Raw genomic sequence first — 15,949 nt, forward strand, 5'->3', positions numbered from 1 at the left:
AGTGATTCGGGTGAACGACAAATCTGCCGGGAGCAGATTTGAACGCAGCTTGCTGCGGCCCGAAGGGCGAGGCCCATTGATGGGCCGAGTCACGCAGCCAACGCACCTGCAACTTGAAGTATGACGGGTATATAACAGCGCCGGGCTTTCACCTCAGGTTCCCGTTTGCAGACGCTGGCGCACCTGCTCCGCCACCTGCTGCCAGCCCTTGCCGAGCGCAGCGACCAGCGCATCATAGCCGTCTTCGGTCTGCGCCACCTCAATGCTGAATGGCTGTGTGACCACGCGTTTACTGCCCTGCAGCACCCACTCACCGCGAATAACCGCCTTACCGTCAAACCGCCCCTGAAACGCCGTCACGTTGACCTGCAAACGGGACGCCACACCACTGGCGACACCGGTAGTGGCGACATGCCACCCCGGCAAGCCGTTACGCAGCGACGCCACCAGCGCCTGCTGCAACTGCTGATCCAACGGGCTGGCCCACATGTTATTGCCCGCGATGGTGTAACGCACCGCCGAAGTCTGGAACACGATGCCGCTCCCTGCCAGCGAATCCGTCAGGGTAATCGGCGCCACCCATAGTTGGCGCCCTTCGGCTGACGCAACCGAAAGGCTGGTGCTCTGCACGGCGGCAGGCAGTTGATAATAGACTTTCTGCGGGCTGCTACAGGCGCTCAGCAGCAACACCAGCCATAATGGCCATCGTTTCATCACGGTTTCGCCTTCTTCGGTTGAGGATCATCGGCATCCGGCGCTTCAAAAATCAGCGCATTGCTCTTATCGTTCAGGGTTCGCAATAACGGCTGCAATTCGCGCAGCGTCTGATCCAGACGCTGCATGTCGCCCACCATGCGGTTATAGGCCGGCGAGCCGGGTTGCACGCCCTGCAGGCTGCTGTTCAGTTCACGCAGCGTACGCTGCATATCCACCGGCAACTGCTGCATCGCCTCGCTGCTGGTCAACTTGTTGAGCGACGCCAGCGTTTTTTGCAGTTCTCGCAGAGTGGACTGGCTTTCCGCCAGTGTTTTCGTCGCCTGCTCCACCATCGGGTTGAGCGGCAGGCTATTGACTTTATCCAGCACCGACATCAGCTTCTGCTGGATCTGCGTCAGGCCGCCGTTGACGGTTGGCAACACCGGGTAACCATCCATCGACGCCAGCGACGTCACCCGGCCTTTCTGTTGCGGATAAAAATCCAGATCTACATACAGCGCGCCAGTCAGAAGATTGGCGGTTTTCATCGACGCCCGCAGACCGGATACGGCGCCCTTGCTCAGCTCCTGTTCCAGGTTGATCTGGTCGCGCAACCCTTGTTTCAGCCGGCCCGGTTCGATGCGCACCAGCACCGGAATGCGGTAATCGCTGTCAAAACTTTGCGGCAGATTATGCGGGAAGAACGGCACTTCCGCGACGGTTCCCAGCCGGATGCCGCGAAACTCGACCGGCGCGCCTACCTGCAGGCCGCGTACTGACTCATCGAAAAACAGCAGGTATTCTTTGTATTCGGTGTAAAGCGAGTCCTGAATGCTGCCCTGATTGTCAAACAACTGGTATTCGTCGCGCTCATGCGCCGGGCTGCCTACTTCCCAGCCGGCAGGCACATCAAAGCTGACGCCGCCGCTCAGCAAGGTACTGAGCGACCCCATCTCCACCCGCATCCCCTGCGCGGACAGGTTCAGCGCCACGCCGCTGTCTTTCCAGAAACGGACATTCGCCGTTACCAGTTGGTCATAAGGCGCGGCGACAAACAGCTGATACAACATCTTTCTGGCCGTAGGATCAAAATGGCTGGTTTCCACCGAGCCGACCCGGTAGCCGCGGAACAGCACCGGATCGCCGGCGGTCAACTGCCCGGACTGCTCGCTGTTAAGAATGATGCGAATCCCTTTGGCGTCAGGCGACGCCAACGGCGGCGAATCCAGCAGTGTGAAAGCACGGCTGTCTTCCTTGCTGGACCCCGGCTGTAGCTCGATGAAGGAGCCGGACAACAGCGTCCCCAGTCCGGAGATGCCTTCACGACCTATCTGCGGTTTCACCACCCAGAACGCCGAATCCTTGCGCAGCAGTTTATCCATGCCGTCGTTAAGACGCGCCGTGATCTCCACCTGATGCAGGTCTTCGCTCAGCATTACGCTTTCCACTACCCCCACGTTCACGCTGCGGCTCTTGATCGCCGTTTTTCCCGCCTCGATCCCTTCGGCGTTGCGGGTGATTAACGTGATTTCCGGCCCCTGATGACTTACGTGATAAAACAGAATCCAGGCGCCAATCAGCACCGTCACAATCGGCACAATCCATACCGGCGACCAGCGTTTGATGCTTTCGATCTGCGCCATGCCTTGATTAGTTTTCGTCAACGAAACGCTCCTCTCCTTGCACGTGATGGCGATCCCACAGCAGGCGGGGATCAAAGATCATCGCGGCAATCATGGTCAGTATGACCACGGTGGCAAACAACACCGCGCCGATGGCCGGATAAATGCTCATCAGTCGGCCCATACGCACCATCGCCGACAACACGGCGATGACAAAGACATCAATCATCGACCAGCGGCCGACGAATTCCACAACCTCATACACCCGGTGCAGCCGCTCAGTATCGTAACGGCGCGAGCCGTAGGCGCACCAGCACAGCCAGCCCATCGCCAGCATTTTCAGCGTCGGCACCATGATGCTGGCGATGAAAATCACCAGCGCCACCGGCCACGAACCGGAATCCCACAGCAGGATCACGCCGGACATGATCGTCGAGGTAATGCTATGGCCCAGCGCTTCGGTGACCATAATCGGCATCAGGTTGGCGGGCACGTACAGCAGTACCGACGTCAGCAGCAGCGCCAGCGTCCATTGCAGGCTGTGGCGCCGCCGGGCATGGCCGCGCGTATGGCAGCGTGGGCAGCGGACCTCATCGGCAGGCAGAATAGCGCTACAGCAGGTGCAGGCGCGCACGCCTTGACCCAGCCCGCTGCAGCCGGTTTCCAGCCCCGCCGGCATCGGCGGCGACGGCGCGACGTCATCCCACAACCAACGGCGATCGAGGCTCTGGAACGCCATCAACTGCAACAGGCAAAAAACGATATAAGGAACGAAACTGGCGCCAATACCGATATCGCCATACGACATCAGTTTTACAAAACTAACCAGCACGCCCGCCAGAAAGATCTCCGCCATGCCCCAGCCTTTCAACTGGAACAGCATTTTGGTGACCAAACACCGCACCGCATCAGGCAGCGGCGTACGCAGGCACAGCAGCAGAATCACCGCCATTGAACAGGCCGGCACCAGTTGAGCAAACAGCAGAAACAGCGTCGCCATGCTGGCGTAATTTTCCGCCACCATCACCCGCGGAATCTCCAGCAGGGTGATTTCGCTGCGAATACCGGCGACGCTCATCGAGACAAAAGGAAACAGCATGGACAGCAGCAGCATGATCAGCGCGCTAAACGCAAAGCTGGCAGGCCGCCACCGCGGCTCACGCTGGCGGCTGGACAACGCAGTGTTACAACGCGGACACACCGCCCGCTGCCCATCCTGCAATGTCGGCAATTCCACCAACAAGTCACAGTGCGGACACAGCATATGCCGGTCATAGTGGTGGTGATGAACACACATTCGCCGCCTCCGGTGGCCTGACTGATACGGTAGCGGTATCAGGGTTGAGGGTGTCTCTTACAACGTTATCGCAGGTATGTTGGCTTTTTCCGGCGCCCAAAGCTGTGCCGAAATGGACACCTGCGCCGGATGAACGGTATCAATGCCGTAAAAGCCGCGCCGCAGACGCCCCAAACAGCAGCGCCGCACGCCGAAGGCATGGCGTAGCGGCACACCATTTTGCAACGCAAAATGGACCCGCGCGGGTCTACAAGGCGTCACGGCGGTTTATCACACTCTTAGCCATTCTTTTGGGCTTCGAGCATTTCCCAACGTTCGAAGCAGGTTTCCAGTTGCTGCTCCGCTTCAGCCAGCGCCGTCAGCACCGGCTGGGTTTCATCATGCGACCGGGAAAAGAACGCCGGATCGTTCATCTGCTGTTGCAGGTTTTCAATCTCCGCCTCAAGCACTTCAATGCGTTGCGGCAACTGTTCCAGTTCACGCTGCTGGTTATAACTGAGCTTGCCGCCGGCGCGTTTAGCTGGCTGTGCGGCCGGCGCACTCGGCACGTTATCACTGTCGCGGTTTTCTTTCAGCGGCGTGCTTTTTACTGGTAAGGACGTTCGCAGCGGCGCGGCGGAAGCACGCTGTTGTTGAGCATCATAATAGCCACCGACATAGCGGCCAATCAGACCATTCCCTTCAAAAATCCAGCACTCGGTCACCGAGTTATCGACGAACTGACGATCATGACTCACCAGCAGCACCGTACCCTGATAACTTTCCAACAGCTCTTCCAGCAATTCCAGCGTTTCCACGTCCAGATCGTTGGTCGGTTCGTCGAGGATCAGCAAGTTGCTGGGTTTCAGGAACAACCGGGCCAGCAGCAGACGGTTGCGCTCCCCGCCGGACAGCGCTTTGACCGGCGTCATGGCGCGTTTTGGGTGGAACAGAAAGTCTTGCAGGTAACCCAGCACATGGCGCGAGCGGCCGTTGACCATCACCTCTTGCTTGCCTTCGGCGAGGCTGTCCATCACGGTTCTTTCCGGATCCAACTCGGCGCGATGTTGATCGAAATACGCCACTTCCAGTTTGGTGCCGCAGTGGATGCGTCCTGACGTCGGCGCCAGTTGCCCCAGCATCAGTTTCAATAATGTGGTCTTGCCGCAGCCATTCGGCCCGACCAGCGCGATTTTATCGCCGCGTTGCACCTGGGCGGAAAAACCGGACGCCAGCGTCTTGCCGTCCACCTGATAATGCACGTCTTCCAGTTCAAATACGATTTTGCCGGAACGGGCCGACTCTTCCACCTGCATTTTGGCGCTGCCCATCACTTCACGGCGTTCGGCGCGTTCCTGACGCATCGCCTTGAGCGCCCGCACGCGGCCTTCGTTGCGGGTACGACGGGCCTTGATACCCTGACGGATCCACACCTCTTCCTGCGCCAGCTTGCGGTCGAATTCGGCATTCTGCAGTTCTTCCACCCGCAGCGCCTCTTCTTTACCCAACAGGTATTTTTCGTAATTGCCCGGCCAGGACACCATCTTGCCGCGATCCAGATCGACAATGCGGGTCGCCATATTGCGGATAAACGAACGGTCGTGGGAAATAAACACGATGCTGCCGGAAAACGTCTTGAGGAAGCCTTCCAGCCAGTCGATGGTGTCGATATCCAGGTGGTTGGTGGGCTCATCCAGCAACAACACTCGCGGCGCGCTGACCAGCGCACGCCCCAGCGCCGCTTTGCGCAGCCAGCCGCCGGACAGCGACGACAGCGGCGTATCCGCCGACAACCCCAGTTGCTCCAGCACCTCGTTGATGCGGTCTTCCAGCTTCCACAGTCCCTGATGGTCCAGCACGTCCTGAATCTTCGCCAACTGGTTCAGGTTTTTCTCGCTGGGGTCTTCCCCCACCAGCCGCAACGCGACATGGTAGGCTTTCAGGTACCCGGCCTGCGCCGCCACGCCTTCCGCCACAAAATCAAACACCGTGCCGTCGATATCGCGCGGCGGGTCCTGTTGCAGACGCGCCACGATCAGGTCTTGCTCGTACACCAGCCGGCCGTCGTCCAGCGGTATTTCCTTCGCCAGAATTTTCAGCAAGGTGGATTTGCCGGCGCCGTTACGCCCGACCAGACACACGCGCTCGTTGTCTTCAATATGCAGTTCGGTGTTGTCCAACAGCGGCGCATCGCTGAACGATAGCCAGGCGCCGGATAAACTGATCAATGACATGGTAGTTATTTTTCCTCGCCGGCGTGTTTCAGCAGCCAGCAGTTGTGAATCTGACGGTTACGGGCGAAATCCTGCGACAGTGTTTGTGCGGTAATCTCCTTCGCCTCCAGTCCCAGCGCGGCCAGTCCGGCATTGTCCATCTGGAATCCGCGTTTGTTGTTGGAAAACAGGATGGTGCCGCGAGGGCGCAACAGGCGTTTGAGCTGGGTCATCAGCATCAGGTGGTCACGCTGTACATCAAACGATTCGTCCATCCGTTTAGAGTTGGAGAAGGTCGGCGGATCGATAAAAATCAGGTCAAACTGTTCGTGGGTCTCCCGCATCCACGCCAGACAATCGGCGTGGATCAGCCGGTGCTGACGACCAGTCAGGCCGTTAAGACGCAGGTTCTTCTCCGCCCATTCCAGATACGTGCGGGACATATCCACCGTGGTGGTGGAACGCGCGCCACCCAGCCCGGCGTGCACGCTGGCGCTGGCGGTGTAAGCAAACAGGTTGAGGAAATCCTTGCCGCGGCTCATCTCGCCCAGCATCCGGCGGGCGATGCGGTGATCGAGAAACAGCCCGGTGTCCAGATAGTCGGTCAGGTTAACCCACAGTTTGGCGTTGAACTCCGACACCTGTAGAAACTCGCCTTTTTCGGCCAGTTTTTCGTACTGGTTTTTGCCTTTCTGACGTTCGCGGGTTTTCAACACCAGATGGCTGGCGGGCAGTTCCAGCACGCTCAGGGTGGCGTTAATCACATCGAACAACCGCTGGCGGGCCTTCTGAGCATCGACGCTTTTCGGTGGCGCGTACTCCTGAATCACCACCCGATCGCCGTAGCGGTCTACCGCCACGTTATATTCCGGCAAGTCGGCGTCATACAGGCGATAACACTCAATGCCCTGCTGTGCGGCCCACTTCTCCAGTTTGCGCAGGTTCTTGCGCAGACGGTTGGCGAAATCCTCGGCAAAGGTTGCCGTGTTCTCCGCGCCGTTTTCCTTTTCCGCCAGTTGATAATTCTTCTGTACGCACTCCAACGGGCCGTTCTTGGCCTTGAACTGACGATCGGCACGCAGTTGCAGGCAACTGAGCAGTTCCGGCGAGGCGCTAAACAGCGACAGCTTCCAGCCGCCGAATTCGCTTTTCATTTTGCGGCCAAGCAGGTTGTGCAACGCAATCAGCGCCGGTTCGCTTTCCAGTCGCTCGCCGTAAGGCGGGTTGCTGACCACCGTGCCTGTCGGCCCCTGCGGCAACGGATTTTTCAATTGCGTGGCGTCATGGGCTTCAAACCGAATCAACGAATTAACCCCGGCGCGGCGCGCGTTAGCGGCGGCAATCTCCACCATGCAGCGGTCGATATCGGAACCGAAGAAACGGGACGTGGTCGCCTGCAAACCGGCCCGGGCACGCTCCTGCGCTTCGGTGGTGACGCTTTTCCACAGCGTCGGATTATGTTTTTGCCAGGCCAGAAAACCCCAGTGCTGGCGATGCAAGCCGGGCGCGCGATCCGCTGCTATCATCGCCGCTTCAATCAGCAGCGTGCCGGAGCCGCACATCGGGTCTACCATCGGCGTACCGGTTTCCCAGCCCGAACGCAGCACAATCGCCGCCGCCAGGTTCTCCTTCAGCGGCGCCTGCCCGGCCATCTCGCGATAGCTGCGCAGATGCAGGCTCTCGCCGCTAAGATCCAGTGCGACGCTGGCCTTTTCGCGTTGCAGAAACACATTAATGCGGATATCGGGCTGCTGGCGGGCAACATCCGGGCGCTGGCCGGTTTTACGGCTAAAACTGTCGACAATCGCGTCTTTCACCTTAAGCGCGCCGTACTGGCTGTTGCGAATCTCGTCATTGGTGCCGGTAAAATGCACGGCAAAGGTGTGATTAACGTCAAACACCGCGCTCCAGTCTATCGCCTGCACCCCCAGATACAGATCCAGATCGCTATAGACTTTACACTCGTTGAGCGGCAGCAGGATGCGCGACGCCAGTCGGCTCCACATCAGGCTTTGGTACATCAGCCGATCGTCTCCCTGAAAGTGCACCCCGCCCTGCACCACCGTGCAGTGCTGCGCGCCCAGCGCTTCAAGCTCACTTTTTAACAATTCTTCCAGACCACGCGCCGTGCTGGCAAACAGAGAGTTCATATTGCAACGATTACCTTAATGAAGAACGACCTGAATAAGCGCGCTCTCAATAAAGAAAGCGCCCTGAAAAAACGCCCCGGCAGGAAAACCGGAGCCTGTAAAGAAAATTGAGGCGCATTATAGCTAATCCCGGCGGCTTGTCATAAAGTTGCCGCTTTACGTCAGTAAGGAATCTTCATCGTGATTGCGTTAAGTCGGCTTTTTGTTTATCCGGTTAAATCCATGCGTGGCCTTCAGTTGTCGCAGACGATGGCCGGCACCAGCGGACTGGCGTTTGATCGCACTTTCATGATCACCGAGCCTGATGGCACCTTTATTACCGCCCGTCAGTTCCCGCAGTTGGTGCTATTCACGCCGGCACTGGTGCATGACGGAGTGTTCCTGTCTGCGCCCGACGGCCAAACCTGTCTGGTGCGCTTCGACGATTTCGCCCCTGACACCGCCCCCACCGAAGTTTGGGGCAACCATTTTCAGGCCCGGATCGCGCCGGAAGCGGTCAACCGCTGGCTGAGCGAGTATCTGCAACGCCCGGTACAGTTACGCTGGCAAGGGCCGCAACCGTCGCGCCGCGTCAAACGCCGCCCGGACATCCCGCTGGGATTCGCCGATGGGTATCCTTTCCTGCTGATTAACGATGCCTCGCTTGACGATCTGCGTCGTCGTTGCAGCGCAGGCATTCGTCTTGAGCAGTTCCGCCCTAATCTGGTGGTCAGCGGCGCGGCGGCCTATGCCGAAGATGGCTGGCAGACGCTGCGCATCGGCGAGGTGATGTTTGATGTGGCCAAACCCTGTAGCCGCTGTGTGCTGACGACGGTGAGCCCGGAGCGCGGGCGCAAACACCCGTCAGGGGAACCCCTGGCGACGTTGCAACAGTACCGAACGGCGGAAAACGGCGATGTGGATTTCGGCGTAAACCTGATCGCCCGCCATAGCGGCATCATTCGCGTCGGCGACGACGTCGAGGTGTTATCCACCAAACCTCCGCGGCCTTATGGCGCAGGTGCCGTCACGGAAAGCCTGACGCCGCCGCCCGGCGCCGCCAAACCGGTACAAATTACCTATCAGGGCACCCGCTTCACCGGCAATAACCAGCAAATTCTGCTGGAACAGCTGGAGCAACAGGGAATACGCGTTCCTTACTCATGCCGGGCCGGGTTGTGCGGTTGCTGCCGGTTGACGCTGAGCAACGGCGAGGTGTCGCCGCTGAAAGCCAGCGCGCGGGGAGAAGACGGAACGATTCTGGCGTGCAGTTGCATTCCGGCTGGAGATATTGAATTAACCTGACGTTGAGACATAACTCGATAGCGGGATGCCTCGCGTCATCAGCGTTCAGCCGGCAAACGCGTAACGCGCCGATGCTTCATCGCTATTTTCCACCGCCGGGCACAAGCGGTCGTGCATGATTTTGATGGCATCGCCCAGTTGCATCACTTTGCCGTTGAGCGCTAATTGCCCCTGCGCCAACACGCACAGGCTGGCTTTATCGCCGGCTTCCACCACCATAAAGTTCGCGACTTCCGGACGCTCATTGAGTTGCACACTAACCTGATCGCCGGTTTGCGGCGAGGCGTGCGCCCGTTGTTGCGCCGCGAAGTGCCAGCTTTTCGGCATCATCGGCTTCAGGAAACGGTTCGCCACCAGCGCGTTCAACACCAACTCCGCCCGCGCCTCAGTCGATAGTCTCAGTGCCTGGCATTTTTCCTGATAGGTGAAAAACAGTGCGGCATCGTCGACACAGAACACACTTGGCGTAAATGCATCCGGCGTCAGCATTGAAGAAGAGAAACGGGAACGAAATACCATGCCGTTGGCCAGGTCAAGCATCAGCCGCGCCTGATCGGTATCGAAATACCAGCGCCAGCTATCGTCAGGGACTAATTTCATCACATTACCTTTATTTATGCCTTACTGATGCCAAAGTACCGGAAAACCGGCCCGGATGAATAATCGGCCGCCAAATCAATAAGCAACCGAAATGAATTAAGTGTAATCAGCCTGCCTGCAACTCGAATTATTTGGGGTATATATATTGGTCGTAAATGACCGCGTTAAAAATAACCCATCATGCACGGTAGTGCTGTATTTTTGCACAAACAAAGGAAATATAGACCAGCGCAGAGGAGAAATAAACCCCCTACGCTGGGTAATGGGAATGAAAAATCAGATGTGGGTAACAATATCTTTAATCAGCCGCGGTCCGCGATAAATAAATCCGCTATAAATCTGAACCAGCGTCGCACCGGCCGCTAGTTTTTCTCTGGCCGCGACCACCGAATCAATTCCCCCGACGCCGATAATCGGCAATCGCCCCTGCAATTCCTGCGACAGACGACGAATCACCTCGGTGCTGCGCAATTGCAACGGACGACCGCTTAACCCGCCGGTTTGTCCGCAATGATTCAATCCCTGAATCAATTGTCTGTCCAGCGTGGTATTGGTGGCGATCACACCGTCGATATTATGACGTACCAGACTGTCGGCAATTTGAATCAATTCTTCTTCACACAGATCCGGCGCAATTTTTACCGCCACCGGCACATATTTCTGATAACGGCTATGCAGCTCAGTCTGCTTATTTTTTACAGCCTGTAACAAATCATCCAGCGCATCGCCATATTGCAGCGTACGTAATCCCGGCGTATTGGGAGAGGAAATATTGATGGCAATATACCCGGCGTGGGAATAAACCTTATCCATACAGATAAGATAATCCTCTTTTCCCTGTTCTACCGGCGTGTCTTTATTTTTGCCGATATTAATGCCGAGCACACCGCCAAAACGCGACTGTTTGACATTCTCGACCAGATTATCCACCCCACGGTTATTGAATCCCATGCGGTTAATCAGCCCTTCAGCCTCCACTATCCGGAACAACCGCGGCTTGTCGTTGCCCGGTTGCGGACGCGGGGTGACGGTGCCCACTTCAATAAAGCCGAACCCCATGGCACCAAGCGCATCAATGCACTCGCCATCTTTGTCCAGCCCGGCGGCCAACCCCAACGGGTTGCGGAACGACAACCCCATGCAGGTAACCGGCTTGGTCGGAACCGACTGACGAACCAGCCATTCAAACGGGGTGTGGGTGATACGGCGCAACTGATGCAGGGTAAACTCGTGCGCCTGTTCGGGGTCGAGCTGGAATAACGCTTTACGAATGAGGGGATACATGACTTCTCCTGGATTCCCGGTTATAAACCGGGGGCGTATTATCGTCTATCACCGGGCGAAAGGGAATTGACCTGGGCCAAAAAACGCCGCAACAACGCAATCGTTTTCGGCCTTCCGCCGCGCACCGGGGCTTTTTATCCGTTTTTTCGCTTTCCATTCCACAATAAATCATTTTCCGAATCGTCGCCGCGTCTGACAGACTAACCAAACTGTTATTAGATTGTGAAAAAAAATACCTTTTGGTTATACCCAAATAATTCGAGTTGCAGGAAGGCGGCGACGCAGCGAATCCCCAGGAGCTTACATCAGTAAGCGACTGGGGTGAGCGACAAATCTGCCGGGAGCAGATTTGAACGCAGCTCGCTGCGGCCCTAAAAGGGCGAGGCCCAGGGATGGGCCGAGTAAGAAAGCCAACGCATCTGCAACTTGAAGTATGACGGGTATATAAGGAGTCATCATGCGCGTCATCACGCTGGCAGGCAGCCCTCGCTACCCTTCCCGTTCAACCGCTTTACTGCATCACGCTGGAAAATGGCTGGAAGCCAAAGGCATCGAGGTGTTGCCGTGGCACTTGCATAACTTCCCGCCGGAAGACCTGCTCAATGCCCGTTTCGACAGCCCGGCGTTGCAAACCTTAAATGAACAGCTCGCCGGTGCCGAGGGTGTGCTGGTCGCCACCCCGATCTATAAAGCATCGTTATCCGGCGGCCTGAAAGCCCTGCTGGATGTGTTGCCGGAACGCGCGCTGGAACACAAGGTGGTGCTGCCGCTGTCCACCGCCGGCTCCGTCGCTCACATGCTGGCGGTGGATTACAGCCTCAAACCGGTGCTGAACGCCCTGAAAGCCCAAGAAATCCTGCAAGGCGTATTTGCCGATGACAGCCAGATTAGCCACTACGATCGCACACCACACTTTAGCGATGCCCTGGAAGCACGTCTGCAAGAGGCGCTGCATGTCTTCTTTCAGGCATTGATTCGCCGTCAGCCTGAACCGCTGCGTCAAAGCGCCTGACCTCTGCTGTATATTAAGGAAAAATGTGATGCTCTCTTCGATCAAACAAGCCGCCCTGACATTACTCTTCGCCGCCGCCGTTGGTACATCGGCCGTCGCTCATGCCGCCGACGCCCCCGAACAACTGCGCATCGGCTTTCAGAAAGGCTCGGTCAGTCTGGTGCTGGCTAAAACGCATCAGTTGCTGGAAAAGCAGTTCCCGCAGACCAAAATCAGCTGGATTGAGTTTCCAGCCGGGCCGCAAATGTTGGAAGCGCTCAACATCGGCAGTATTGATGTCGGCAGTACCGGTGATATCCCGCCGATCTTCGCGCAGGCCGCCGGTGCCGACCTGGTCTATATCGGCGTCGAACCGCCCAAACCCAAAGCCGAAGTGATTCTGGTTAAAGAGGACAGCCCAGTCAACACCGTCGCCGACCTGAAAGGCCGCAAGGTGGCGTTTCAGAAAGGCTCCAGTTCCCACAACCTGTTGCTGCGTAATCTGCAAAAAGCCGGGTTGACCTTCGCCGATATCCAGCCCGCCTACCTGACGCCGGCCGACGCCCGCGCCGCCTTCCAGCAAGGCAACGTCGATGCCTGGACTATTTGGGACCCCTACTACTCCGCGGCTCTACTGCAAGGCGGAGTACGGGTACTGGCCGACGGCACCGACCTGAACCTGACCGGTTCGTTCTATCTGGCGTCGCGTAGCTACGCTGAAAAACACGGTATTTTCCTGCAACAGTTGCTCGCCACCCTGACCCAGGCCGATGCCCTGACCATCAGCCAGCGAGCGCAGAGCGTGACGCTGCTGGCGAATGCCATGGGCCTGCCTGAAGCGGTCATCAGCACTTATTTCGATCACCGACCGGTTACGGTGATCAAACCGGTGGATGAACGCACGTTACAGGCACAACAGCACACCGCCGATCTGTTTTACGACAATCGCCTGATTCCCAACAAACTGGATATTGCCAGCCGGATCTGGCGTGCCCCGGTAACCCCTTAATCCTCATTCTGATTTCACGGAGACGATACGCATGAGTCTGAACATTTTCTGGTTTCTTCCCACCCACGGTGATGGTCATTATTTTGGTCGGGGCGAAAATGCCCGCCCGGTTGATCACAGTTATCTGCAACAGATAGCCCAGGCGGCGGACCGCCTGGGGTTCGGCGGCGTGCTGATCCCTACCGGTCGCTCCTGCGAAGACTCCTGGCTGGTGGCGTCGTCGCTGATTTCGGTCACCCGGCGTTTACGTTTTCTGGTGGCCTTACGGCCGGGGATTATTTCGCCGACGCTGGCGGCTCGCCAGGCCGCCACGCTGGACAGGCTGTCTAACGGCCGGGCGCTGTTTAATCTGGTCACCGGCGGTGACCCGGAGGAACTGGCCGCCGAAGGATTATTCCTCGATCACCAACAACGTTATGAAGCTTCAGCCGAATTTACCCGCATCTGGCGGCGGGTATTAGAAGGCGAAACCGTCGATTACGACGGCAAGCACATTCAGGTAAAAGGCGCCAAACTGCATTATCCACCGGTACAGCAGCCGCGCCCGCCGCTTTACTTCGGCGGCTCGTCGGATGCGGCGTTGGATCTGGCGGCAGAACAGGTGGAACTCTACCTCACCTGGGGCGAACCGCCGGCACAGGTGAAAGAAAAGCTGGATCGCGTACGCGCCAAAGCCGCCGCACAAGGGCGTAGCGTACGGTTCGGTATTCGCCTGCACGTGATTGTGCGTGAAACCAACGAAGAAGCCTGGCAAGCCGCTAACCGGCTGATTTCGAAGCTTGATGATGAAACCATCGCCGAGGCGCAGGCGTCGCTGAAACGGTTTGACTCGGTGGGACAACAGCGCATGGCGGCGCTGCACGGCGGCCGTCGCGACAAGCTGGAGATCAGCCCCAACCTGTGGGCCGGTATCGGTCTGGTGCGCGGCGGTGCCGGCACCGCGCTGGTGGGTGACCCACAGACGGTGGCGCAACGTATTCAGGAATATGCCGATTTGGGTATCGATACCTTTGTGCTGTCCGGTTATCCGCATCTGGAAGAAGCCTACAAAGTGGGTGAGCTGTTGTTCCCGCTGCTGGATGTGGCGGTGCCGGAGGTGCCGCAACCGCAGCCGTTGCGTTCGCAGGGCGAAATCGTCGGCAACGAATTTGTCCCGCTGTTGAAAGCGGCGCAAAGCTGAGGGCCAACTGATGCAGAGGATCCTGACGCTCATCGCTTCTCGCCTGACGCCCTGGCTGCTGCCGCTGTTGCTGGTGGCGGTCTGGCAACTCGCCTCCAGCGCCGGCTGGCTTTCCAGCCGCATTCTGCCATCGCCGCAAGCGATTACCGTGACGTTCTGGCGGCTAACCCGCAGCGGTGAACTGTGGCAGCACCTCAGCATCAGTACCTGGCGTGCGCTGACCGGGTTTGCCATTGGCGGTGCGCTGGGGCTGGGGCTGGGTTTTATCACCGGGCTATCCCGCACTGGCGAACGCCTGCTGGACACCTCGGTGCAGATGCTGCGCAACGTGCCGCATCTGGCCTTGATCCCGCTGGTGATCCTGTGGTTTGGCATTGACGAGAGCGCCAAGATCTTTCTGGTGGCGCTCGGCACCTTATTTCCCATCTACCTCAACACCTATCACGGCATCCGCAGTATCGACGGCGGCCTGCTGGAAATGGCGCGCAGCTACGGCTTATCCGGCTTTCGGCTGTTCCGTGAGGTGGTGCTACCCGGCGCCCTGCCCTCAATCATGGTCGGCGTGCGCTTCTCGCTCGGCTTGATGTGGCTGACGCTGATCGTGGCGGAAACCATCTCCGCCAGTTCCGGCATCGGCTATCTGGCGATGAACGCGCGCGAATTCCTGCAAACCGACGTCGTCGTGGTGGCAATCATCCTGTACGCCCTGCTGGGTAAACTGGCGGATGTCATCGCCCTGACGCTGGAGCGCATCTGGCTGCGCTGGCACCCCAGTTGGCAATTAACGGAGGAACACGTATGACGTTTCATTACGCCGCCCCATCCCGCCTGAATGCCGGCACGCCGCTGTTAATCAACGGCGTCACCAAGCGTTATGGGCATCGCACTATTCTGAATGAGGTGCATCTGCATATTCCGGCTGGCCAGTTCGTCGCCGTGGTCGGCCGCAGCGGCTGCGGTAAAAGCACCCTGCTGCGGCTGCTGGCCGGGCTGGAACAGGCAAACCACGGGGAATTGCTGGCTGGCCGCGCTCCGCTGCATCAGGCGCGCGATGATATCCGGTTGATGTTTCAGGAAGCCCGCCTGCTGCCATGGAAACGGGTGATCGACAACGTAGGATTAGGGTTGCGCGGCGACTGGCGCACCGCCGCGCATCAGGCGCTGGAAGCCGTCGGGCTGTCATCACGCGCCGCCGACTGGCCGGCGGCGCTGTCCGGCGGGCAAAAACAGCGGGTAGCGCTGGCGCGGGCGTTGATCCATCACCCCGGCCTGTTACTGCTGGATGAACCGCTGGGCGCGCTGGATGCGCTGACCCGCATCGAGATGCAGGGGCTGATTGAATCCCTGTGGCTGCAACAAGGTTTTACCGTCTTGCTGGTGACCCACGACGTCAGCGAAGCCGTCGCGCTCGCCGACCGGGTGATTCTGATCGAAGACGGTCAGGTCGGGCTGGATGTGGCGATTGACCTGCCGCGCCCGCGCCGCCGCGGCTCCGCCCGACTGGCGGAGCTGGAAGCGCAAGTGCTGGAGCGGATTTTTAGCGCCTGCGGCTCTCCGCGACACAGCGTATCAATCACAGGCGCACGCCTGATACGCTCTCCCGGTTCAGGTATAAAAAAAACCACCGTCTGCTGGCAGCGGTGG

The 15,949-nt window shown here is 58.5% G+C and carries 12 protein-coding genes and 1 pseudogene; 6 read left to right on the forward strand and 7 right to left on the reverse strand.

Annotated features, from left to right (window positions below; genetic code table 11):
- Window positions 1–153 precede the first annotated feature (153 nt).
- From pqiC to rlmKL, 5 genes are all read right to left on the reverse strand, one after another.
- A complete protein-coding gene (gene pqiC, locus DCH402_RS12440; RefSeq protein WP_081642160.1) occupies window positions 154–717 on the reverse strand; it encodes a membrane integrity-associated transporter subunit PqiC in 564 nt (187 codons plus the stop codon).
- A complete protein-coding gene (gene pqiB, locus DCH402_RS12445; RefSeq protein WP_040001358.1) occupies window positions 714–2,360 on the reverse strand; it encodes an intermembrane transport protein PqiB in 1,647 nt (548 codons plus the stop codon). The genes pqiC and pqiB overlap by 4 nt, the downstream gene beginning before the upstream one ends.
- Complete coding sequence (gene pqiA / locus DCH402_RS12450) at window positions 2,347–3,615, reverse strand: membrane integrity-associated transporter subunit PqiA (RefSeq protein ID WP_040001359.1); 1,269 nt, start codon at window positions 3,613–3,615, stop codon at window positions 2,347–2,349. The genes pqiB and pqiA overlap by 14 nt, the downstream gene beginning before the upstream one ends.
- Window positions 3,616–3,893: 278 nt before the next feature.
- Complete coding sequence (locus DCH402_RS12455; RefSeq protein WP_040001360.1) at window positions 3,894–5,828, reverse strand: ABC transporter ATP-binding protein; 1,935 nt, start codon at window positions 5,826–5,828, stop codon at window positions 3,894–3,896.
- A gap of 5 nt (window positions 5,829–5,833) precedes the next feature.
- On the reverse strand, window positions 5,834–7,957 hold the full coding sequence (gene rlmKL / locus DCH402_RS12460) for a bifunctional 23S rRNA (guanine(2069)-N(7))-methyltransferase RlmK/23S rRNA (guanine(2445)-N(2))-methyltransferase RlmL (protein WP_040001361.1): 2,124 nt from the start codon (window positions 7,955–7,957) through the stop codon (window positions 5,834–5,836).
- A 180-nt stretch (window positions 7,958–8,137) separates the two neighbouring features.
- Here rlmKL and DCH402_RS12465 point away from each other — a divergent pair, with 180 nt between their 5' ends.
- Window positions 8,138–9,241 carry a YcbX family protein gene (locus DCH402_RS12465; RefSeq protein ID WP_040001362.1) on the forward strand — a complete coding sequence of 368 codons (1,104 nt, stop codon included), beginning with the start codon at window positions 8,138–8,140 and terminating at the stop codon, window positions 9,239–9,241.
- A gap of 45 nt (window positions 9,242–9,286) precedes the next feature.
- Here DCH402_RS12465 and DCH402_RS12470 read toward each other — a convergent pair whose 3' ends face one another.
- Entirely contained in the window at window positions 9,287–9,841 is a 555-nt protein-coding gene (locus DCH402_RS12470; protein WP_040001364.1) for a cell division protein ZapC, read from the reverse strand.
- Between the two features lie 276 nt (window positions 9,842–10,117).
- Entirely contained in the window at window positions 10,118–11,125 is a 1,008-nt protein-coding gene (pyrD, locus tag DCH402_RS12475) for a quinone-dependent dihydroorotate dehydrogenase (RefSeq protein WP_040001365.1), read from the reverse strand.
- Window positions 11,126–11,582: 457 nt separating this feature from the next.
- On the opposite strand from pyrD, the gene ssuE reads away from it, so the two are divergent.
- The 5 genes and pseudogenes from ssuE to ssuB all read left to right on the forward strand — a co-directional run.
- Window positions 11,583–12,137 (forward strand): NADPH-dependent FMN reductase, encoded by a 555-nt coding sequence (gene ssuE / locus DCH402_RS12480; protein WP_040001367.1) that lies wholly within the window; start codon window positions 11,583–11,585, stop codon window positions 12,135–12,137.
- A 28-nt stretch (window positions 12,138–12,165) separates the two neighbouring features.
- Entirely contained in the window at window positions 12,166–13,125 is a 960-nt protein-coding gene (locus DCH402_RS12485; protein ID WP_033577380.1) for a sulfonate ABC transporter substrate-binding protein, read from the forward strand.
- 31 nt (window positions 13,126–13,156) lie between these two features.
- Complete coding sequence (ssuD, locus tag DCH402_RS12490) at window positions 13,157–14,305, forward strand: FMNH2-dependent alkanesulfonate monooxygenase (protein ID WP_040001368.1); 1,149 nt, start codon at window positions 13,157–13,159, stop codon at window positions 14,303–14,305.
- A 10-nt stretch (window positions 14,306–14,315) separates the two neighbouring features.
- Complete coding sequence (ssuC, locus tag DCH402_RS12495; protein WP_040001370.1) at window positions 14,316–15,107, forward strand: aliphatic sulfonate ABC transporter permease SsuC; 792 nt, start codon at window positions 14,316–14,318, stop codon at window positions 15,105–15,107.
- A pseudogene (gene ssuB / locus DCH402_RS12500) lies at window positions 15,104–15,862 on the forward strand (aliphatic sulfonates ABC transporter ATP-binding protein); the annotation flags it as partial. The gene ssuC and the pseudogene ssuB, both read left to right, overlap by 4 nt.
- Window positions 15,863–15,949 lie beyond the last annotated feature (87 nt).

Source organism: Dickeya chrysanthemi NCPPB 402 (genome assembly GCF_000406105.1).
In the GTDB taxonomy this organism is placed as follows: domain Bacteria; phylum Pseudomonadota; class Gammaproteobacteria; order Enterobacterales; family Enterobacteriaceae; genus Dickeya; species Dickeya chrysanthemi.